This is a genomic window from Streptomyces sp. cf386, from assembly GCF_900103585.1.
Classification (GTDB): Bacteria; Actinomycetota; Actinomycetes; order Streptomycetales; family Streptomycetaceae; genus Streptomyces.
This window is the reverse complement of record NZ_FNHV01000006.1, coordinates 183,204-203,717: the sequence shown is the minus strand read 5'-3', so window position 1 is coordinate 203,717 and position 20,514 is coordinate 183,204. Positions and strand designations below refer to the sequence as shown.

Below are 20,514 nucleotides of genomic sequence, written 5' to 3'. Positions count from 1 at the left end.
CCGCACCCGGACCGCCACGGCCGCCGTTCTCGGCGACCCGCGGACCGGGTGCGGACAGATGGACCGGGCGATCAGGCCTTCTTGGTCTCCCAGAAGATCTTGTCGATCTGGGCGATGTAGTCCAGAGCCTTCTGACCGGTGGCCGGGTCGGTGGACGCCTTGGCGGCCGACAGGGCCTTCAGGGCGTCGTTGACCAGCTGGTGCAGCTCCGGGTACTTCTCGAAGTGCGGGGGCTTGAAGTAGTCGCTCCAGAGCACCGAGACATGGTGCTTCGCGAGCTCGGCGCGCTGTTCCTTGATGACGGTGGCACGCGCCTGGAAGTGCGGGTCGTCGTTGGCGGCCATCTTGTCCTGCACGGCCTTCACCGACTCCGCCTCGATGCGGGCCTGGGCCGGGTCGTACACACCGCAGGGCAGGTCGCAGTGCGCGCTGACCTTGACCTTGGGGGCAAACAGGCGGGAAAGCATGGAGCATTCCTTCCTCGTGATCGTCTTCTCAGGTGGGACATTACTCCCTGCAAGACGGGTTTTCGCGGGTGCCCCCATGGGCTTAGGACAAAAGTCCAGGGTCAGACTGAGACTGGTGGAGGACCGTACCGGGGAGGTGCCGGGGATGCCGGAGTTGTCGCAGGAGACCGAGCGCGGGCGCGCGGGACGGCCCTTCGGGTGGGCCGAGGTGACCGGGCCGTCGATGGTGCCCACGCTGTACCACGGCGATCTGCTCGTGGTGGTGCACCGGGGCCGGATCAGGGCCGGTGAGGTCGTCATCCTGCGGCATCCGTTCCAGCAGGACCTGCTCGTCGTCAAGCGCGCCGCGGAGCGCCGCGACGGCGGCTGGTGGGTGCTCGGGGACAACACGTACGCCGGGGGCGACAGCACCGACTACGGGGTCGTGCCGGACGAGCTGATCCTGGGCAGGGTCCGCTTCCGGTACCGGCCGCGCAAGCCCGATCAGCGCTCGCCGTTCGCGCTGGCGCGCTGGGCGCTGTCGGCCGTGCGGCCCGTCTTCGCCGACCGGTCGGCCTCCAGGCGCTTGCGGGCGCGGTAGGCGGCCACGTTCGCGCGGGTCGCGCAGCGGTCCGAGCAGTAGCGCCGGGAGCGGTTGGTGGACGTGTCCAGGTAGGCGTTGCGACACGGGGCCGCCTCGCACAGGCCCAGCCGGTCGACACCGAACTCCGTCAGGTGGAACGCCAGGCCCATCGCCGCGATCGCCGCGTAGCCCGAGGTCGCGTTCGACGGGTGGTCCGCCAGATGCATGTGCCACAGGGGGCGGCCGTCGTCGTCCCGGAAGTCATGGCCGGAAATCTGCGGGCTCACCGGGAACTCCAGCAGGAGCGAGTTCAGCAGGTTCACCGCCAGCTCCTCGTCGCCCTCGTCCGCCGCCTCGAAGACCGCCCTCAGCCGCGCACGGACCGAGCGGAAGCGGGTGACGTCGGCGTCGGTGGCGCGACGGGCCGCCTCCTGGCTGACGCCGAACAGATCGCGGACGGCCTCGACCGAGGTCAGCGAGTCCTTGCCCCGGGCCGGGTCCTCGCTGTTGACGAGTCGTACGGCGTAGTCCGAGTAATAGGCCAGTTCCACTTGTAGTCCTTACGGAGGCGTTCTATCGTCATGGTGCGGTCGGGTAACAGCTGATCGTGCTTCCAGGGTATTACGTGACATGTGCGATGGAGGGCTCGATGACGGACACGGACATCACCACGATCGGAGCCGACTGGGCTGCCTGGCAGCAGAGCTGGGACCGGCAGCAGGAGTGGTACATGCCCGACCGCGAGGAGCGCTTCCGGATCATGCTCGACATGGTCGAGGCCCTTGTCGGCCCCGCACCGCGCGTGCTCGATCTCGCGTGCGGCACGGGAAGTATCACGGCCCGGCTGTTCGCGCGGTTCCCGAAGGCCACCAGCACGGGCGTCGACCTCGACCCGGCGCTCCTGGCCATCGCCGAGGGCACCTTCGCGGGCGACGACCGGGTCACGTTCGTCACCGCCGACCTCAAGGACCCGGAGTGGCAGGCGAAGTTGCCGTACGACTCCTACGACGCCGTCCTGACCGCCACGGCCCTGCACTGGCTGCACAGCGAACCCCTCGCGGCCCTCTACGGTCAGGTCGCGGAGCTCGTCCGCGACGGCGGTGTCTTCATGAACGCGGACCACATGATCGACGACTCGACGCCGCGCATCAACGCCGCCGAGCGCGCCCTGCGCCACGCCCGCATGGATCAGGCCAAGTCCGGTGTCCTCGACTGGGCCGAGTGGTGGCAGCTGGCGGCCGAGGACCCGGTCCTGGCCGGACCCACGGCCCGCCGCTTCGAGATCTACGGCGAACACGCCGACGGCGACACACCGCCCGCCGAGTGGCACGCGCGCGTACTGCGCGAGAAGGGCTTCGGGGAGGCGCGGCCGGTGTGGTGCTCGCCCTCGGACACGCTGTTGCTGGCGCTGAAGTAGCCCGGCGGGCCCTGTGGTCGGGGCGGGCCGAAAAAGGGGGACGCGGCGGAGGGAGCACACGGCGAAGGGGCGGTACGACGACCTCGTACCGCCCCTTCACCGTCGTACCGTCAGAGCACCTTGGACAGGAACGCCTGCGTCCGCTCGTGCTGCGGGTTGGTCAGGACCTCGCGCGGGTCGCCCGACTCGACGACCACGCCGCCGTCCATGAAGACCAGGCTGTCGCCGACCTCGCGGGCGAAGCCCATCTCGTGGGTGACGACGACCATCGTCATGCCGGACTCGGCGAGGTCGCGCATGACGTCGAGGACGTCGCCGACCAGCTCCGGGTCGAGGGCCGAGGTCGGCTCGTCGAAGAGCATCAGCTTCGGGTCCATCGCCAGGGCCCGGGCGATCGCCACGCGCTGCTGCTGGCCGCCGGAGAGCTGGGCGGGGTAGTTCCCCGCCTTGTCGGCGAGGCCCACGCGGTCCAGCAGCTCCCGTGCGCGCTCCTTGGCCTGGGCCTTGCTCGTGCCCTTGACCTGGACCGGCGCCTCCATGACGTTCTCCAGCGCGGTCATGTGCGGGAAAAGATTGAACCGCTGGAACACCATGCCGATGTCCCGCCGCTGCGTCGCGACCTCGCTGTCCTTGAGCTCGTACAGCTTGTCGCCCTTCTGGCGGTAGCCGACCAGCTCGCCGTCGACGTACAGCCGCCCGGCGTTGATCTTCTCCAGGTGGTTGATGCACCGCAGGAACGTCGACTTGCCGGAGCCGGAGGGGCCGATGAGGCAGAACACCTCGCCGGTCTGCACCTCCAGGTCGATGCCCTTGAGGACCTGGACGGGGCCGAAGGACTTGTGGACGCCCTCGGCCTTCACCATGGCGGTCATACCGACGAACCCCTCTCGCGGCTGAAGGCCATCATGTTGACCTTGATCTTCTGCCACGGCGTCGGCGGCAGGTTCCGCAACGAGCCACGGGCGTAACGCCGCTCCAGGTAGTACTGGAAGACGCTGAACACGCTGGTCATGACCAGGTACCAGATGCACGCCACGAACAGCATCTCCATCACGGCGTACGACGTGGAGCCGATCGTCGAGGTGGCGCGCAACAGTTCGTTGTACGTCACCGCGTACACCAGCGACGAGGTCTTCAACATGTTGATGAACTCGTTGCCGGTCGGCGGCACGATCACCCGCATCGCCTGCGGGATCACGATGCGGCGCAGCGTCTTCGCGTGGCTCATGCCGAGCGCGTGCGAGGCCTCGGTCTGGCCCTCGTCGACGGCCATCAGACCGGCACGGCAGATCTCCGCCATGTACGCCGCCTCGTTCAGGCCCAGACCCAGCAGGGCGGCCATGAACGGGGTCATGACGTCGACCATCTCGTCCTTGTAGATCGGACCGAGATTCAGCACCGGGAAGATCAGCGCCAGGTTGAACCACAGCAGCAGCTGGACATAGACCGGCGTGCCGCGGAAGAACCAGATGTAGACCCACGCCACCCAGCTCGTCACCGGGTTCTTGGACAGGCGCATCACGGCCAGGATCACGCCGAGGACCACGCCCATGACCATCGCGAGGACGCTGATCAGCAGGGTGCGGCCGGCGCCCGCGAGGACCGTGGGGTCGAAGACGTACTCGCCGACCGCGTTCCACTGGATCTTCTCGGCGCTGGCGAACGCGTTGACGAGCAGGGCCACCAGGGCCAGCACGACGACACCGCTGACCCAGCGGCCGTAGTGCCGTACCGGAATGGCCTTGATCGCCTCGGGCGGGATGTCCCCGCCGTCCTTGGAGACGGCGGCCGACGGCTCCGCGTCGGCCGGCTCCTTGTCGAACTTGTCAGTCACTGTGACTGCCCTTCAGTGCTTGCCCGGGACGGTCACTTGCCGCCGTTGATGGCGGCCTTGTCGATCGCGCCGGACTCGGCGCCCCACTTCTCGAGGATCTCCTTGTACGTGCCGTCCTCGATGATGGCGTTGACGGCCTCTTCGAGGGCCGCGGTGAGCTCCTTGTTGTCCTTGTTCACCGCGATGCCGAAGGGACCGGCGTCGACCTGCTCGCCGACGACCTCGAAGTCGTTGCCGCCGCCGGACTTGCGGGCCAGGTCCACGGCCACCGGGTAGTCGTTGACGCCGGCGACCGCGCCGCCCGACTTCACGCGGGTCTGGGCCTCGGTGTCGTTCTCGAACGACTCGATGTTGATCTTCTTCTTGCCGTCGTCCGTGCAGGCCTTGGACTGGGTCTGCAGCGCCTTCTCGTACGTCGTACCGCGCTGCACGGCCGCCGTCTGCCCGCAGAGGTCCTCGATCGAGTTGATCTTCTTCGGGTTGCCCTTCTGGACGTACACGGCGGTGCCGGCCGTGAAGTAGTCGACGAAGTCGACACCAGGACCGAGCTTCTTGCCCTTGTCGTCCAGGCCCTCCTGGCGCTGCGGGGTGTCCGTGATCGAGGACATGGCGACGTCGTAGCGGCCGGAGTTCAGGGCCGTGATCAGGCCGTCGAAGGAGCCGGAGGTGAACTGGAACTCGACGCCCAGCTTCTCGCCCAGCGCGGCGGCGATGTCGGGGTCGACGCCGACGATCTTGCCGCCCTCCTGGAACTCCATCGGGGCGTACTCGGCGTTCGTGCCGGCCTTGATGACGCCCGCGTCCTGGATCTTCTTGGGGAGCTTGTCGAACAGCGGGGCCGCGCTGGACTTCCCCGTCTCGTTCGTGCCCTCGCTGCCGCCGCCCTCGGTCTGGTCACCGCAACCGGTGAGAATCAGGGCGCCTGCGACCGCGATCGCACCTACCGCGGCTGCCCTGGAGCGCGCGGCGGAGTTACGGCGGGTGGAGCTTGCGGTCATGGTGGGTTCCTCCGGCGGATGGGTGGAGTTGCCGATTGGGCGACACCTGTCGATGGGATCGGCAGATGCCTTGGTTTCCTAGGTCGACGGGAACACACGCCTTCGAGTGTCGCGACCTCGTGTGATTACGGCATCTTGCCATTCGGACTGAGCCATTCAGGATGCCCGCCATGTCAAAATCGGATAACGGGTTACCCCCGAACCGCCTCAGGTCGGTACATCACGACCGGACCTTCTACGGGAATCTGACCTTCCGGCCGGAAGATCTTCGGCGCATCTCGCGATGCGGGCCGATCGCGTGCGTCATTTGTTACTGCCGGTGAGTTTTCGCGTTTTCTGGTGCCGATTGTCCGCTTATTCGGTCATGAATCACAGCGATTCCGTCGCCGGGTCGTGTCCGATTCGTGTTGTCGCTGTGCATGTTTCCCTTCCCGTCATGTGATCTTGCACGTATTGGACTCGTCGTCGGCTCGCCCGTCCGGTAAGAAGGTTCTTTACACCCCTCATCCGGGGCTCAGGGCGCGTGTGCGGCGCGCCGTCGCGTATGACCCGTACGCATCAACAGATCGGGTCTGCGCGGTCCCGCCCACCCCTCACCAGGAGTGGTCACCCTCAACCAATGAAGATTTAAGGGGTAAAACAAAGTGGCAGCGGAGATCGTCAATCCTCGCAGCGACAGCAATACGGATCAGGACGGCGAGGCCGAGCCCGTCGAATCCTTCGATCCGGCGTTCGCGCTGCACCGCGGCGGCAAGATGGCTGTGCAGGCCACCGTGCCGATCCGTGACAAGGACGACCTGTCCCTCGCATACACACCCGGCGTCGCGCGCGTGTGCACCGCGATCGCCGAGCAGCCGGAGCTCGTCCACGATTACACGTGGAAGTCGTCCGTCGTGGCCGTGGTCACCGACGGCACGGCGGTGCTCGGGCTCGGGGACATCGGCCCGGAGGCCTCCCTTCCGGTGATGGAAGGCAAGGCGATTCTGTTCAAGCAGTTCGGCGGCGTGGACGCGGTCCCGATCGCGCTCGACTGCACGGACGTCGACGAGATCGTCGAGACGGTGGTGCGACTCGCCCCGTCCTTCGGTGGCGTCAACCTGGAGGACATCTCGGCGCCGCGGTGCTTCGAGATCGAGCGCAAGCTCCAGGAGCGGCTCGACATTCCGATCTTCCACGACGACCAGCACGGCACGGCGGTCGTGACGCTGGCGGCCCTGCGGAACGCCGCGCGGCTGAGCGGGCGGTCCATCGGGGATCTGCGGGCCGTCATCTCGGGTGCCGGCGCGGCTGGTGTCGCCATCGCCAAGATGCTGGTCGAGGCCGGTATCGGGGACGTGGCCGTGGCGGACCGCAAGGGCGTCGTGTCGGCCGACCGGGAGGACCTGACGGCGGTCAAGCGGGAGCTTGCCGGGTTCACGAACAAGGCCGGTATCACCGGGTCGCTGGAAGCGGCTCTGGAGGGTGCGGACGTCTTCATCGGCGTGTCCGGCGGTACGGTGCCGGAGGAGGCGGTGGCTTCCATGGCCTCGGGCGCGTTCGTGTTCGCCATGGCCAACCCGAATCCGGAGGTGCATCCGGATGTCGCGCACAAGTACGCGGCGGTTGTCGCCACCGGGCGGTCGGACTTCCCGAACCAGATCAACAACGTGCTGGCCTTTCCGGGGATCTTCGCGGGGGCGCTGCAGGTGCGCGCCTCTCGGATCACCGAGGGGATGAAGATCGCGGCGGCGGAGGCGTTGGCGGCCGTGGTGGGTGACGATCTCGCTGCGGACTATGTGATCCCGTCGCCGTTCGACGAGCGCGTGGCGCCTGCGGTCACGGCGGCGGTTGCGGCTGCCGCTCGGGCGGAGGGTGTTGCGCGGCGCTGACGTTTGGTGTCGTGTCGGTTGAATGGCCCCGCCCGGGTTGGGCGGGGCCATTTGCGGGTGCGGGTGCGGGTGCGGCTGTTCGGGTGGTTGCGGGTGGGTGCCTGCGGCGGTCTGTGCGGGTGGGGTGGGGGTTCGCGTAGCGCCTGCGGGCCCGTGGGGCTGCGCGCCTGTGCCGGGCACTTCCCGGCGCCGCCCGCACCAACCCCGGACGGCGTTGACAAGAGGGCGTGTCTCACAGGGCGGCTTGGTTCCTTCGGTCGGCGGCGGAGCCTATCGTCGACGTCATGTTCGCTGCCTACGCCGCCCGAATCGACCGCGACCAGCCGCTTTCCGGACTGGAGTTGGGGGAGCGGCCGGCTCCCGAGGTCCGTCCCGGTTGGAGTGCCGTCAACGTCAAGGCCGCCTCCCTCAACCATCACGACCTGTGGTCGCTGCGGGGCGTGGGCCTCGCAGAGGACAAGTTGCCGATGATCCTCGGGTGTGACGCCGCCGGCGTCGACGAGGACGGCAACGAGGTCGTCCTGCACTCCGTGATCGGCCAGAGTGGGCACGGGGTGGGGCCCAGAGAGCCGCGTTCCATTCTCACCGAGCGGTATCAGGGCACGTTCGCGGAGCAGGTCGCCGTGCCGACCTGGAACATCCTGCCCAAGCCCAAGGAGCTCTCCTTCGAGGAGGCCGCCTGTCTGCCGACCGCCTGGCTGACGGCGTACCGGATGCTGTTCACCAACGCGGGGGTGCGCCCCGGGGACTCCGTGCTCGTGCAGGGCGCCGGCGGCGGGGTAGCCACGGCTGCCATCGTGCTCGGGAAGGCCGCCGGTCTGCGGGTCTTCGCCACCAGCCGGGATGAGGCCAAGCGCAAGCGTGCCGTGGAGTTGGGGGCCGTGGAGGCCCTGGAGTCGGGGGCTCGGCTGCCTCAGCGGGTCGATGCCGTGATCGAGACGGTCGGTGCCGCCACCTGGTCGCATTCCGTCAAGTCGCTGAAGCCGGGGGGCACTCTGGTCATCTCCGGCGCCACCAGTGGGGACCGGCCCTCGCACGCCGAGCTCACCCGGATCTTCTTCCTGGAGTTGAAGGTCGTCGGTTCGACCATGGGGACCAAGGACGAGCTCGAGGATCTGCTCTCCTTCTGTGCCGCCACTGGTGTGCGGCCTGTGATCGATGAGGTGCTTCCCATGGATCGGGCCCTGGAGGGCTTCCAGCGGATGGAGTCGGGGGAGCAGTTCGGGAAGATCGTGCTCACCAACTGACGGTTCTGCCGAGAGTTCTTGCGGCGGGTTCGGGGCTTTGCCTCGGGCCCGCCGTTTGTTTGTCAACTGGGGTTGACGCGAGTTGGATGTCAACGTACGTTGACATCATGACCGAAGCAACAGACCTCGCCGAGCGGGCGGGTGATCGCGATCCGCGGGTCGGACTGCGGGCCGTTGCCGCCCTGCGCCGGTTGCTGGAGCAGCTGGAAGCCGTGCAGGTGCGCAGTGCGCGCAATCAGGGATGGTCCTGGCAGGAGATCGCCGCGGAACTCGGGGTCAGCAGGCAGGCCGTGCACAAGAAGTACGGGAGGCGTTGATGTTCGAGCGGTTCACGAAGGATGCCCGTGCGGTGGTGACGGGTGCCGTGGAGCATGCCGAGCGGGGTGGGGCGCAGGCCGTCGATGCCGAGCACATGCTGCTCGCCCTGCTCGATCGGGAGGGCAGCCGGGCCTCGTTCGCCCTTGCCGCGCTCGGCGGCGGGGAGTGGCTGGAGTCCGTGCGGACGGCCTTGGGCGAGGCTCGGCGGCGGGGTGGGTTGTCGCAGGCCGAGGCCGAGGCGTTGGCCGGGTTGGGGATCGATGTCGGGGAGATCGTCGCCCGGGTCGAGGAAGTGCACGGTGTCGGGGCGATGTCCGGGGACCGGAAGGACAAGAGGTGGTGGTCGGGGCACCGTTCGTTCAGCCGGGGCGCCAAGGACGTGCTGGAGCGGGCGCTGCGCATCGCCGTCGCCCGGCGGGACCGGCACATCGGTGACGAGCACATGCTGCTGGCTTTGACCAGCCGACCCGGAGTGCCCGCCGAGGTTCTCGCCGATCACGGGGTGACCTACGAGTCCGTCACTCGCGTGCTGTACGGCGGCGGCGAGGCCAAGGCCGGTTGAGGGAGAGGCCGGTTGAGGAGGGGGCGGGTGCGTCGCCCTGGGTTGTGTGCGGGCCCGGGTCGTCCGGATCCGGGTCCCGGTCCTGGGCGGTGTGGCCGGAACAGGCGGCCGTGCCGGGTAGGGCAGTGCCGTACCGCGCGAGGTCGGTGCCGTACTGCCCAGGGCGACGCGCCTCCCCAGGCCCCCGGGGCGGCGTCAGGCCCTCGGCGTGCGCAGTAGCGCTCCGATGTGGGCCGCCGCCGTCGACAGGTGGTGGCGGGCGTCGCGGAGTTGGTCCGCCGTCACGCCGTGGTCCCTTGCCGCGTCGCGGATGTCGTCGCGGAAGCGGTCGAGCAGGCGGTCCAGGTCGCGGGCCGGGTCGTCGCCGGGGGCCTCGTGGGCCCAGGCGGGTTCGTAGTCGGCGGGGAAGTCCTCCGGGGTCTCCGAGTAGTCGGGGGGCTGCTGCGCCGACTTGGGGGAGCCCTGGCGGCCGAAGCCGAAGTCCCTGCCGAACTCCTTCCCGTAGTCCTTGCCGAAGTCGCCGAACTCCTTGGCCAGTTCCGTCAGGCCCTCCCGCAGGCCCGTCGGCCAGTCGCCGCGGACGAAGTGGTCCTGTACGTGCTCCTGGACCCGGCGGGCGATGCGCTGGACCTCCTCCTGGGCCTGGGCCCGGGCGCGGTCCTGGGCCTCCTTGGCCTGGCGTCGGGCGCGCTGGGCCTCCTCGCGGGCGCGGCGGCTCTCGTCCTTGGCGCGGCGGGCCTGTTCCTTCCACTCCTGCTTGGCGCGGCGCATCTCCTCCTTGGCGGCGCGCCACGCCTCCTTGTCGGTGTACTCCGAGAAGTCGCCGAAGGGTGTCTCCGGCTTGGCGCCGTTCCCCCTGCGGGCCTCGGACGCCGCCGCCCGCATCTCGCGCCGCAGGTCGCCTGCCGCGCCGCGCACATCGGCCTTGATCTCGGCGGCGAGTTCGGCGACGGACTCCCTGATCTCCAGCTCCAGATCGGCCAACTCGCCGCTGCGGTCGGCCAGTTCCGCACGGCCGGCGTCCGTGATGGCGTACACCTTGCGGCCGCCCTCGGTGGTGTGGGTGACCAGGCCTTCGGCCTCCAGCTTGGCCAGACGGGGGTAGACGGTGCCGGCCGACGGTGCGTACAGCCCCTGGAAGCGCTCTTCGAGGAGGCGGATCACCTCGTAGCCGTGGCGCGGGGCCTCGTCCAGCAGCTTCAGCAGATAGAGGCGGAGGCGGCCATGGGCGAAGACGGGGGGCATGTCAGAGCACCTTCTTGTCGGTCGTGCCGTCGGCCGGGGCGGTGGTGGCGGTGTCCGTCGGGTCATCGCCCTGGCCGGAGACGGAATTGTCCCCCGAACTGTGCTGGGTGCCGATCACCGGGTCGGTCGTCGACTCCGTGGCCGTCGAGTCCGTGACCGGCCCGGGCTCCTCCCATGCCTCCGCCTCCCACGGCTCGTCCTCCTTCGGCGGGCGGCGCAGCAGGGCGATCGAGCCGGAGATCGTCGTCGCGCGGAGCTTGCCGGTGCCCGCGCCGAGGCGGCCGGTGATCTTGTGGGCGCCCCACTGGCCGTGCACCCGGAGGCCCTCGAAGGCGTTGGAAATCGTGCCGCTCGCGGTGTTGGCCTCCACGTCCGCGTCGGCCGGGGCCGGCAGGCGGATGGCGATCTCGCCGGAGACGCTGGTCAGCCGGACGTCGGTCGGGCCGTCCGGGTCGAGGTCGATGATCATGGCGCCGCTCACGGAGTCGGCCTTCACCGAGGAACCGGAGCCCTCGACGACCGTGAGGTCGCCGGAGACGGAGTTGAAGCGGAGGTCGCCGGTGACGGCCTGGGCCTCCAGGTTCCCGGAGACGGTGTCGGCGCGGACCGGGCCGGACAGGCCGACCAGGGTCGTGTCGCCGGTGACGCCCTTGACGACCGACGGGCCGTGGATCCCGGAGACCACCGCCCCGGCCCCGACCACGCCCACCTCGACGCGGGTGTGGGCCGGCACCGCCACGGAGACCACCGCGCTGCGCCGCCAGCCCTTGCGGTCGAGCCACTTGAGGAAGCCCTTCCAGGGCAGGTCCTCGTACGCCACCGTCAGCGTGCCGCCCTGCTGGTTCACCACCAGGGGTGGGCCCTCGATCTCGGAGACCTCCAGGCGTGCGGAACCTTCGTCCGTCCCCACGACGTTCACAGTGCCGTTGACGATGCGCACCTGGAGCTCGCTCACCGGCTCGTCGAAGGTGAGTTTCCTGGGCTCGGCTACGGACCACTCGGACATGGTGCGGACCTCCTGGGCGACCGGACGCGGCCGCACGGGCCGGATCTGAACACGACACGCCATATCGCGTCTTACGTGAATCACGATATATCGCGGACTCGGAAAGTCAAGGCACTCGTTCTGGTGATCACAAATCACGCGTGGTGGACAAACCGGCCTAGCGTGTTGATATGTCGACGGAAGAGTCCAGGACCGCCCGCCAGGCCCGACCCGCCCCGGGCGCCCTGCTGCTCTGCCGCGCGGAGCCGGAAACCGTCGCCTCCGCCGCCCAGCTGCTGCGCGAGCACATGCTGCTCGCCTCGGCCGGCGGGGAGTGGAGCGTGCTCGTCCCCGAGGGCGGTCCCTGGCAGGAGGGTGGCGAACCGGTCGACCGTGTGGTCACCGGCTGGGCCACCGCCCTCGCCGTCGCCCATCCCTGGCCCGTCCTCGCCCTCTGGTGGGACGCCGACCGCGCCGGATTCACCCTCGCCTCCGGCTTCCGCCGCCCCGTCGGCTACGTCTGGCTCGCCAACGGCACCCCGGTCGGCGAGGACGAGGCCATGCGCACCTTCGCCGGCCGGCTCGGCCTCGATCCGGTCCTCGACATGCAGTCCCTCGACGAGCTGACCCGCTCCGACAGCGCGGCCGACGCACGGGCACGCCTGCGTGGCCTCATCGCCGTCCTCACGCGCGCGGGCGTGTCCCTGCCGCCAGGTCTCGCACCCGGCGAAAGCGCCGAGAGCCTGCACGAGGCCGTCCACGACCAGCCGCACGTACGGATCGAGTGGTCGGGCTGGCGCGACGCCTTCCGCGCGGAACTCGACGCCATCGAGGGCGGCCACCTCGGCCCCTGGCTGCCCTGGGCGGGCGGCCCCAAGGCCCGCGCACTCGCCCTCGCCCAGGTGGCGGCCGGTCTACCCCTCACGGCCTGGGGCCTGTGGCGCCGCAGCGGCGGCTGGATCGTCGCGGGCACGGTGCTGCTGGGCCACGGCGTGCTGGGGCTGGCGTACAGCGCGGTGCGGCCGCTGGACTGACGGCCGGGCGGGTCGCCGTACAAGACAAAAGGGCGCCCCCATCAGGGCGCCCCGGGAACAGCCCGCTCAGCATGAGAGGGCAGTCCGGTCTCCTCCAGGTCGACTACACGTCGTCGTCCTCGTCGTCCAGCCGCGCCAGCCAGGTCGCCAGCCGCTCCACCGGTACCTCGAAGTCCGGGTTCAGGTCGACGAAGGTGCGCAGCTGCTCGGCCAGCCACTCGAAGGTGATCTCCTCCTCGCCGCGCCGCTTCTCCAGTTCTTCGATGCCTCGGTCGGTGAAGTACATGAGTTGAGGATATGTCCTGCCCGCCACGCGTGCGTGCCGGGCCCGCGCCGTGCGTGCGAGGCGCTCGTGCGGCCCGTGGAACACTGGGTCGGCGAGAGGTTGTCGAGCCATACGGAGACGGGTCTCATGGGCACGCGATTCGACCAAGTACCCCTTGTCGGAACGGGGCTTGACCCGGCCGGGGACATCGACGGCTGGCTGGCCTCCGCGCCCGTGCACGCCCTGGTCGAGGCGTTCTCCAGCACCGGGCAGGACCATGAACTGGCCCGTGATCTGGCCGCCGAGAAGGGCGATGTCGTCGAGCGGCTGGCGCGGCTCGACGCGTTCACCGACCGGTGGGACACCCGCCGGGGCCGGGAGCGCAACCAGGCCGACGAGCTGGTGATGCGCCCGGACCAGGAGGAACTGGTGTCGGCGGCGGCGGAAGCGCTCGGCATGTGCGGCGGCACGCGGCTCCGGTACGACCGCTACGACCACGTCCTCATGCTCGGCGGGCTCGTCCGCGCCTGCCTGGTGCGCACCGAGCATGCCGCCCATCTGATCCGGAGCGGAAAGGTGACCGCCGGTTCGGTCACCGCCCTCGGCGGCCACCGCCCCTTCGTGGGCGACGAGTTCGAGCTCGCCGCCCAGGCCGGGGCGCCCGAACTCGCCGAGGAGTACGAGGCGATGGACTTCGGCACGCGCAGGGCCTTCGGGCTCGGTGCGCCGGAGTCCGTCGAGGGCGAGGAGTCCGAGCTCCCGGGCGGGACCTGGGGAGTGCGCCACTACCGTACGGCCGACGGGATGCCCGTCCAGGTCGTGGCCGCGCCCTCCAGCGAGCCGGAGCGGCGCCGTGCGGACACGCCGGACAGCTATGCGTTCTTCGCCGAGCGCGTCGCCGCGTTGCAGCCGGGGGAGCGGCTGTTGCTGGTGAGCACGGCCATCTATGTGCCGGCCCAGCACGCCGCCGCCGTACGGATGCTGAAGCTGCCGTTCGGGGTAGAGGTGGACACCGTGGGGAACGAGCCGGGGGTGGTCGCCGGGATGGCTCCGCAGCGGTTCAGTACGACGAAGTACCTGCTGGAGGTGCGGTCCACGGTGCGGTCGCTGGCCCGGCTCGCGGAGGTGTTGAGCTAGGGCCTGTCCGGATGCCGACGGCTCACCCCTGGGTGTCCCGCTTCTCCCAGCCGAGCTTGACGACGATGTGGCCCTCGACCCCGGTCTTGGTCAGTACGGCCCCGGCACTCGCGTTCAGCTTCACGCCGAACTCCAGCTCCACCGTGTCGGGTCGGGCCGCCTGGAAGGTGCGCAGGGTTGTCTCCGCGGCCCGGCGGATGGGGGCCAGGGCCTCCTCCAGGGAGACGGAGGCCTCGCGCATACGGTCGCCGACGCGTGAGGCGCGGACCATGCCGGGCTCGTCGTCCTCGACCTCGACGACCAGCTGTCCCGCGCCGTCCTCGTCGTCCATGGCGATCCGCAGCAGCTCGGCCATTGGCGCCCCCGTGTGTCACGACCCGCCTTGCGATCGGGTCGGTTCGGCCTGTTCGTCCTTCTCGATCTACTGGTCCCTCAACTTACCGGTGCGGCGGGCGGGTTGGCCGTAAATGCCGGAAGGCCCGGCTCCGAGTCACACGGACTCGGAGCCGGGCCTTCCGATCAGACCCGTTGTTCGAAGGCTCAGGCCTCGAACACCTCACGCACCAGCTGCTCCTGCTCGGCCTGGTGCCGCTTGGCCGAACCCACCGCGGGGGACGAGCCGTGCGGACGGGAGATGCGGCGCAGACGCTCGCCGTGCGGGACGTCGGCACCGACCGCCAGGTCCAGGTGGTCGATCAGGTTGAGCGCGATGAACGGCCACGCACCCTGGTTCGCCGGCTCCTCCTGGGCCCACAGGTACTTCTCGACGTTCGGGTACTTGGCGATCTCCGCCTGGAGCTCGGCACCCGGCAGCGGGTAGAGGCGCTCGACACGGATGAACGCCGTGTCCGTGGCGCCGCGCTTGGTGCGCTCGGCCTCCAGGTCGTAGTACAGCTTGCCCGACACGAAGACGACCTTGCGGACCGCGGCCGGGTCGACCGTGGAGTCGCCGATGACGGGGCGGAACTGGCCCGACGTGAACTCCTCCGTCTTCGACGCGGCGGCCTTCAGACGCAGCATCGACTTCGGGGTGAAGACCACCAGCGGCTTGTGGTGCGGGTTGTGCACCTGCCACCGCAGGAGGTGGAAGTAGTTCGACGGGAGGGTCGGCATCGCGACCGTCATGTTGTTCTGGGCGCAGAGCTGGAGGAAGCGCTCGACGCGGGCCGAGGAGTGGTCCGGGCCCTGGCCCTCGTAGCCGTGGGGGAGCAGCAGCGTGACGCCGGACGTCTGGCCCCACTTCTGCTCGGACGCCGAGATGTACTCGTCGACCACCGTCTGCGCGCCGTTGACGAAGTCGCCGAACTGCGCCTCCCACATCACCAGCGCGTCGGGACGGGCCAGCGAGTAGCCGTACTCGAAGCCCATGACCGCGTACTCGGACAGCAGGGAGTTGTAGACGTTGTAGCGCGCCTGGTCCTCGGCGAGGTACTGGAGCGGGGTGTGCTCCTCGCCCGTCTCGCGGTTGATGAGGACCGCGTGACGCTGGCCGAAGGTGCCGCGCTGGGAGTCCTGGCCGGACAGCCGGACCGGGGTGCCCTCCAGGAGGAGGGAACCGACCGCGAGGGTCTCGCCCATGCCCCAGTCGATGGTGCCGTCCTCGACCATCGCCGCCCGGCGCTGCAGCTGCGGCAGCAGACGCGGGTGCACGTGGAACGTGTCGGGGATGTTGACCTGGGATTCGGCGATCCGCTTCACGACCTCCGCGGAGATCGCGGTGCTCACGGCGACCGGGAACTCCGCCTGCGGGTCCGAAACCGGTTCGGCGCTCGGCTGGGAGACGGCCTCGCGGACCTCCGTGAAGACCTTCTCCAGCTGGCCCTGGTAGTCCTGCAGCGCCTGCTCGGCCTCTTCCAGGGTGATGTCGCCGCGACCGATGAGGGACTCGGTGTAGAGCTTGCGCACCGAGCGCTTCTTGTCGATCAGGTCGTACATCAGCGGCTGGGTGAAGGCCGGGTTGTCCGACTCGTTGTGACCGCGGCGGCGGTAGCAGATGAGGTCGATCACCACGTCCTTGTTGAACGCCTGGCGGAACTCGAAGGCCAGGCGCGCGACGCGGACGACCGCCTCCGGGTCGTCGCCGTTCACGTGGAAGATCGGGGCCTCGATCATCCTCGCCACGTCCGTCGCGTACATCGACGAGCGGGACGACTCCGGGGCGGCCGTGAAGCCGACCTGGTTGTTGATGACGATGTGGACCGTGCCGCCCGTGCGGTAGCCGCGCAGCTGCGACATGTTCAGGGTCTCGGCCACCACGCCCTGGCCCGCGAAGGCCGCGTCGCCGTGGAGGGCCACCGGCAGGACCGTGAAGTCCGTGCCGCCCTTGTTGATGATGTCCTGCTTGGCACGGGCGATGCCCTCGATGACCGGGTCGACCGTCTCCAGGTGGGACGGGTTGGCGGCCAGCGAGACCTTGATCTGCTCGCCGTCCAGGCCGGTGAAGGTGCCCTCGGCGCCCAGGTGGTACTTCACGTCGCCGGAGCCGTGCATCGACTTCGGGTCGAGGTTGCCCTCGAACTCACGGAAGATCTGGGCGTACGACTTGCCGACGATGTTGGCGAGGACGTTCAGGCGGCCGCGGTGGGCCATGCCGATGACGACCTCGTCCAAGCGGGACTCGGCGGCCGAGTCCAGCACCGCGTCGAGCAGCGGGATGACGGACTCGCCGCCCTCCAGCGAGAAGCGCTTCTGGCCGACGTACTTCGTCTGGAGGAAGGTCTCGAAGGCCTCCGCCGCGTTCAGCCGGCGCAGGATGCGCAGCTGCTCCTCGCGCTCGGGCTTGGTGTGCCCGCGCTCGATGCGGTCCTGGATCCACCTGCGCTGCTTGGGGTCCTGGATGTGCATGAACTCGACGCCGGTGGTGCGGCAGTACGAGTCGCGCAGCACGCCGAGGATGTCGCGCAGCTTCATCAGGGACTTGCCGGAGAAGCCGCCGACCGCGAACTCGCGCTCCAGGTCCCACAGGGTGAGGCCGTGCTCGGTGATGTCCAGGTCGGGGTGCTTGCGCTGGCGGTACTCCAGCGGGTCGGTGTCGGCCATGACGTGGCCGCGGACCCGGTAGGAGTGGATCAGCTCGAAGACGCGCGCGGCCTTCGTGACGTCGTCGTCGTGCGACGCGTCGATGTCCTTGAGCCAGCGGACCGGCTCGTAGGGGATGCGCAGCGCCTCGAAGATCTCGTCGTAGAAGTTGCCCTCGCCGAGGAGGAAGTTCGCGACGATCCGCAGGAACTCGCCGGAGGCGGCGCCCTGGATGACCCGGTGGTCGTAGGTCGACGTGAGCGTCATGACCTTCGAGATGCCGAGCTTGTTGAGGGTGTCCTGGCTGGTGCCCTGGAACTCGGCCGGGTAGTCCATGGAGCCGACGCCCATGATGACCGACTGGCCGGGCATGAGGCGCGGGACCGAGTGGACGGTGCCGAGGCCACCGGGGTTGGTCAGGGAGACCGTCACGCCGGTGAAGTCGTCCATCGTCAGCTTGCCGTCACGGGCGCGGCGGACGATGTCCTCGTAGGCCTGCCAGAACTCGAAGAAGTTCAGCGTCTCGGCCTTCTTGATGCCCGCGACGACCAGCTGGCGGTCGCCGTTGGGCTTCACCAGGTCGATGGCGAGGCCGAAGTTGACGTGGTCCGGCTTGACCAGGGTCGGCTTGCCGTCCTTCTCCACGAAGGAGTAGTTCATCGACGGCATGGCCTTGATGGCCTGCACCATCGCGTAGCCGATCAGGTGCGTGAAGGAGATCTTCCCGCCCCGGGCGCGCTTCAGGTGGTTGTTGATGACGATGCGGTTGTCGAACAGCAGCTTCACCGGGACCGCGCGCACGGACGTGGCCGTGGGCACCTCGAGCGAGGCGTTCATGTTCTTCGCGACCGCGGCGGCGGGGCCGCGCAGCGTCACGAGCTCGGGACCGTCCGAGGACGCGGCGGCCGCGGCGGCGGGCTCGGCCTTCTTCGGCTGAGCGGGCTTCGCGGCCGGGGCCGGGGCGGGGGCGGCGGGCTTCGCCGGAGCCGGGGCCGCGGCGGCGGGCGCCGCGGCAGCGGGCTTCGGGGCGGCCGGTGCCGGCGCCGGGACCGAGGGGGCGGCCGGGGCAGCAGGGGCTGCCGGAGCCGGAGTGGTGGTCCCTGCGGCCCCCGCGGCCGCAGTACCCGCCGGAGCCGCGGCGCCGACGCCGGGCTTGTAGTCGGCGAAGAAGTCCCACCAGGCTCGGTCTACCGAATTGGGGTCCTGGAGGTACTGCTGATAGATCTCGTCGACGAGCCACTCGTTCGGACCGAACGCGGCCGCGGGGTTCTTACCCGCTTGGTCGGTGTCGGTCGAGATGCTCGAGTTACTGGGGGACTGTGGCGACACGGCGGCAACCGCCCTCTTCCGCTTCTCACAAGGTGATGGACAGCGGGAATAAAGGCTACGCCTCCATGGCCGGGAAGGTGAGGCTGAGCAAGGTCATCGTCGTGTAAGTCACATCGGAAAGCGTGTTTCGGGCCTGGAAATGGCGGGAAACAAGCGTGGTTCCGCTTCGGAAGACCGCAGATGGGAAGCCTCGACCGCGACCCGGCACGGCCAACGTGCGGGCCCACACCTGATCACACGTGTCCGTCAGCCAGGACGGACATGGATCTTGTGGCTCCGCTTCGAACTTTACGTCAACTTGGCACAGATGGCTGCCCGGGAAGTGTGACAAGAATCCGGCAACCTCGATCGGATTCGGCCACGCCGATGTGACCCCCGTGCAGATCGACGGCCCAGCGCGCGATCGCCAGCCCCAGCCCCGTACCGCCGTCGCTGCCCGGGCCGTGCGGACGGCGGACGGCGCCCCGGTTGAAGCGCTCGAAGACCTTGTGCCACTCCGACTTCGGGATGCCCGGACCCTCGTCCAGGACCTCCAGCTCCAGCGACTCCGGATACGCCCCGCGCCGCGCCTTGACCGTCACACGGCCGTGCGGCGGGCTGTGCTTGATCGCGTTGTCGATGAGGTTGGCGACGACCTGGTGGAGGCGCTCGGGATCGGCGTGCGCGGTCAGCTCCGGCGGGGACACGTCGAGGTGCAGATGGACGTCGGTACGGGTGTGGCTGCCGGAGCCCGACGCCATGCCCCTGCGCGCGGAGGCGACCATGTTGGCTTCCTTCAGCACGCCGGACAGGTACGGCCACACCTCGAAGCGCCGCAGGCGCAGCGGTACGACGCCGCTGTCCAGGCGGGACAGGTCCAGCAGGGTCTCCACGAGCCGGCCGAGGCGCTCGGTCTGTTTCAGCGCCGTGCGCATCGTCTCGGGGTCGGCCTCGGCGATGCCGTCGACCACGTTCTCCAGGACGGCTCGCAGTCCCGCGATCGGGGTGCGCAGCTCGTGTGAGACGTTCGCCACCAGCTCCTTGCGCTGCTGGTCCTGGGCCTCCAGCTCGTCGGCCATCAGGTTGATCGTCTCGGCCAGGTCGCCCAGCTCGTCCCGGCGGTTCTCCTTCACCCGGCGCGTGTAGTCGCCCTGCGAGATGGACCGGGCCACCGTGTTCATCTCGTCCAGCGGGGCCGTCAGCGAGTGGGCCACGAACTGGGTGACCAGCAGGGTGGCGATCATCGAGAAGACCATGATGAAGCGCAGCTCTGTCTGGTACCGCACCGCGTTCACCGACAGCCCGGTGGTGATCAGCACCGCGATGACGACCAGCGCGCCCAGCTTGGTCTTGATCGAGAACGGACGTACGCCGCCCCAGGGCTCCCCGGGGCCTCTCCGCGGAGCCGGGCCGTCGCTCATGGCGTCGGGGTCTCCAGGGCGTAGCCCACGCCGTGCACGGTACGGATGCGCTCGGCGCCGATCTTCCGGCGCAGCGCCTTGATGTGGCTGTCGACGGTCCGGGTGCCGGAGGCGTCCGCCCAGTCCCACACCTCGGCGAGCAGCTGCTCGCGCGAGAGAACCGCGCGCGGGGTGTTCGCCAGGCACACCAGGAGGTCGAACTCGGTCGGCGTGAGGTGGACGTCCTCACTGCGCACCCGCACGCGCCGCTGCGCGTGGTCGATCTCGAGCTCGCCGAGCCTGAGGATCCCCGACCGCGGGGTCGTGGCGGCCAGCGCGGCGCGCTCGACGCGGCGCAGCAGCACATGCACGCGTGCCGCCAGCTCCCGCATCGAGAACGGCTTGGTCATGTAGTCGTCGGCGCCCACGCCGAGCCCGACCAGCATGTCGGTCTCGTCGTCGCGCGCGGTCAGCATCAGCACCGGCACCGGCCGCTGGGCCTGCACCCGGCGGCATACCTCCAGGCCGTCGAAGCCCGGCAGCATGATGTCGAGGATCAGCAGGTCGGGCTGCCAGGCCTCGGCCGTGTCGACCGCCGCCGGACCGTCACCCGCGGTCTGCACGAGGAAACCCTCGGCGCGCAGGCGGGCCGCGATGGCGTCCACGATGGTCGGATCGTCCTCGACCACCAGGACCCGGCGCTGTGCGCCCGGGGTCGCCGCCGTGCCGTTGTGGGAGGTGTGTGTCTGCTCCATCGCCCGCCCCAAGTTGCTTTCCGGAATCCGTGGGGTGATTCCTCTGACTGGCTATGCCTGCTCATGCTTGCGATTGACGCTTGAATGATCCGCG

Annotated in this window: 20 protein-coding genes; 8 read left to right on the top strand and 12 right to left on the bottom strand. The window is 69.5% G+C overall.

Annotated elements, in window-relative coordinates:
- Positions 1-71: 71 nt before the first annotated feature.
- The gene (sodN, locus tag BLU79_RS17250) at positions 72-467 is read right to left on the bottom strand and encodes a superoxide dismutase, Ni (protein ID WP_005480378.1); all 396 of its coding nucleotides are present in this window, start codon (positions 465-467) and stop codon (positions 72-74) included.
- A 145-nt stretch (positions 468-612) separates the two neighbouring features.
- Between sodN and sodX the strand changes: the two genes are divergently transcribed.
- Entirely contained in the window at positions 613-1,047 is a 435-nt protein-coding gene (gene sodX, locus BLU79_RS17245; RefSeq protein WP_093906937.1) for a nickel-type superoxide dismutase maturation protease, read from the top strand.
- On the opposite strand, the gene BLU79_RS17240 is transcribed toward sodX, so the two are convergent.
- Complete coding sequence (locus BLU79_RS17240; protein WP_093906664.1) at positions 951-1,580, bottom strand: CGNR zinc finger domain-containing protein; 630 nt, start codon at positions 1,578-1,580, stop codon at positions 951-953. The genes sodX and BLU79_RS17240 overlap by 97 nt on opposite strands.
- A 98-nt stretch (positions 1,581-1,678) precedes the next feature.
- Between BLU79_RS17240 and BLU79_RS17235 the strand changes: the two genes are divergently transcribed.
- Positions 1,679-2,446, top strand: coding sequence for a class I SAM-dependent methyltransferase (locus tag BLU79_RS17235; RefSeq protein WP_093906663.1), 768 nt, complete (start codon positions 1,679-1,681; stop codon positions 2,444-2,446).
- Between the two features lie 110 nt (positions 2,447-2,556).
- On the opposite strand, the gene BLU79_RS17230 is transcribed toward BLU79_RS17235, so the two are convergent.
- Genes BLU79_RS17230 through BLU79_RS17220 form a run of 3 tightly spaced genes read right to left on the bottom strand, consistent with a single transcriptional unit; the run spans position 2,557 to position 5,278 of the window.
- Positions 2,557-3,318, bottom strand: a complete 762-nt coding sequence (locus BLU79_RS17230) for an amino acid ABC transporter ATP-binding protein (RefSeq protein ID WP_093906662.1) — start codon at positions 3,316-3,318, stop codon at positions 2,557-2,559.
- Complete coding sequence (locus tag BLU79_RS17225; protein ID WP_093906661.1) at positions 3,315-4,280, bottom strand: amino acid ABC transporter permease; 966 nt, start codon at positions 4,278-4,280, stop codon at positions 3,315-3,317. Before BLU79_RS17225 ends, BLU79_RS17230 begins: the two co-directional genes overlap by 4 nt.
- 32 nt (positions 4,281-4,312) lie before the next feature.
- A complete protein-coding gene (locus tag BLU79_RS17220) occupies positions 4,313-5,278 on the bottom strand; it encodes an ABC transporter substrate-binding protein (RefSeq protein ID WP_093906660.1) in 966 nt (321 codons plus the stop codon).
- A 644-nt stretch (positions 5,279-5,922) separates the two neighbouring features.
- On the opposite strand from BLU79_RS17220, the gene BLU79_RS17210 reads away from it, so the two are divergent.
- The 4 genes from BLU79_RS17210 (at position 5,923) to BLU79_RS17195 (ending at position 9,273) form a co-directional block, all read left to right on the top strand.
- Positions 5,923-7,146, top strand: coding sequence for an NAD(P)-dependent malic enzyme (locus BLU79_RS17210; protein WP_093906659.1), 1,224 nt, complete (start codon positions 5,923-5,925; stop codon positions 7,144-7,146).
- 284 nt (positions 7,147-7,430) lie between these two features.
- Positions 7,431-8,393, top strand: a complete 963-nt coding sequence (locus BLU79_RS17205; protein WP_093906658.1) for a zinc-binding dehydrogenase — start codon at positions 7,431-7,433, stop codon at positions 8,391-8,393.
- Positions 8,394-8,500: 107 nt separating this feature from the next.
- On the top strand, positions 8,501-8,710 hold the full coding sequence (locus BLU79_RS17200) for a helix-turn-helix domain-containing protein (protein ID WP_003997975.1): 210 nt from the start codon (positions 8,501-8,503) through the stop codon (positions 8,708-8,710).
- Positions 8,710-9,273, top strand: a complete 564-nt coding sequence (locus BLU79_RS17195; protein ID WP_093906657.1) for a Clp protease N-terminal domain-containing protein — start codon at positions 8,710-8,712, stop codon at positions 9,271-9,273. The genes BLU79_RS17200 and BLU79_RS17195 overlap by 1 nt, the downstream gene beginning before the upstream one ends.
- Positions 9,274-9,468: 195 nt before the next feature.
- Here BLU79_RS17195 and BLU79_RS17190 read toward each other — a convergent pair whose 3' ends face one another.
- Positions 9,469-10,518: a PadR family transcriptional regulator gene (locus BLU79_RS17190; RefSeq protein WP_093906656.1), complete on the bottom strand. Its 1,050-nt coding sequence runs from the start codon at positions 10,516-10,518 to the stop codon at positions 9,469-9,471.
- A gap of 1 nt (position 10,519) precedes the next feature.
- Complete coding sequence (locus BLU79_RS17185; RefSeq protein ID WP_093906655.1) at positions 10,520-11,524, bottom strand: DUF4097 family beta strand repeat-containing protein; 1,005 nt, start codon at positions 11,522-11,524, stop codon at positions 10,520-10,522.
- A 170-nt stretch (positions 11,525-11,694) separates the two neighbouring features.
- Here BLU79_RS17185 and BLU79_RS17180 point away from each other — a divergent pair, with 170 nt between their 5' ends.
- Positions 11,695-12,537, top strand: coding sequence for a hypothetical protein (locus BLU79_RS17180; protein WP_093906654.1), 843 nt, complete (start codon positions 11,695-11,697; stop codon positions 12,535-12,537).
- Between the two features lie 103 nt (positions 12,538-12,640).
- On the opposite strand, the gene BLU79_RS17175 is transcribed toward BLU79_RS17180, so the two are convergent.
- Entirely contained in the window at positions 12,641-12,823 is a 183-nt protein-coding gene (locus BLU79_RS17175) for a DUF6104 family protein (RefSeq protein ID WP_003997970.1), read from the bottom strand.
- Positions 12,824-12,949: 126 nt separating this feature from the next.
- On the opposite strand from BLU79_RS17175, the gene BLU79_RS17170 reads away from it, so the two are divergent.
- Positions 12,950-13,939: a hypothetical protein gene (locus tag BLU79_RS17170; protein ID WP_093906653.1), complete on the top strand. Its 990-nt coding sequence runs from the start codon at positions 12,950-12,952 to the stop codon at positions 13,937-13,939.
- 22 nt (positions 13,940-13,961) lie between these two features.
- Here BLU79_RS17170 and BLU79_RS17165 read toward each other — a convergent pair whose 3' ends face one another.
- The 4 genes from BLU79_RS17165 to BLU79_RS17150 all read right to left on the bottom strand — a co-directional run bounded on the left by BLU79_RS17165 (position 13,962) and on the right by BLU79_RS17150 (position 20,420).
- On the bottom strand, positions 13,962-14,294 hold the full coding sequence (locus tag BLU79_RS17165; RefSeq protein ID WP_256333355.1) for a CU044_2847 family protein: 333 nt from the start codon (positions 14,292-14,294) through the stop codon (positions 13,962-13,964).
- 185 nt (positions 14,295-14,479) lie between these two features.
- Positions 14,480-18,286: a multifunctional oxoglutarate decarboxylase/oxoglutarate dehydrogenase thiamine pyrophosphate-binding subunit/dihydrolipoyllysine-residue succinyltransferase subunit gene (locus BLU79_RS17160; RefSeq protein ID WP_093906652.1), complete on the bottom strand. Its 3,807-nt coding sequence runs from the start codon at positions 18,284-18,286 to the stop codon at positions 14,480-14,482.
- Between the two features lie 293 nt (positions 18,287-18,579).
- A complete protein-coding gene (locus tag BLU79_RS17155; RefSeq protein WP_093906651.1) occupies positions 18,580-19,686 on the bottom strand; it encodes a HAMP domain-containing sensor histidine kinase in 1,107 nt (368 codons plus the stop codon).
- The gene (locus tag BLU79_RS17150) at positions 19,683-20,420 is read right to left on the bottom strand and encodes a response regulator transcription factor (RefSeq protein WP_003997964.1); all 738 of its coding nucleotides are present in this window, start codon (positions 20,418-20,420) and stop codon (positions 19,683-19,685) included. Before BLU79_RS17150 ends, BLU79_RS17155 begins: the two co-directional genes overlap by 4 nt.
- Between the last annotated feature and the right edge of the window lie 94 nt (positions 20,421-20,514).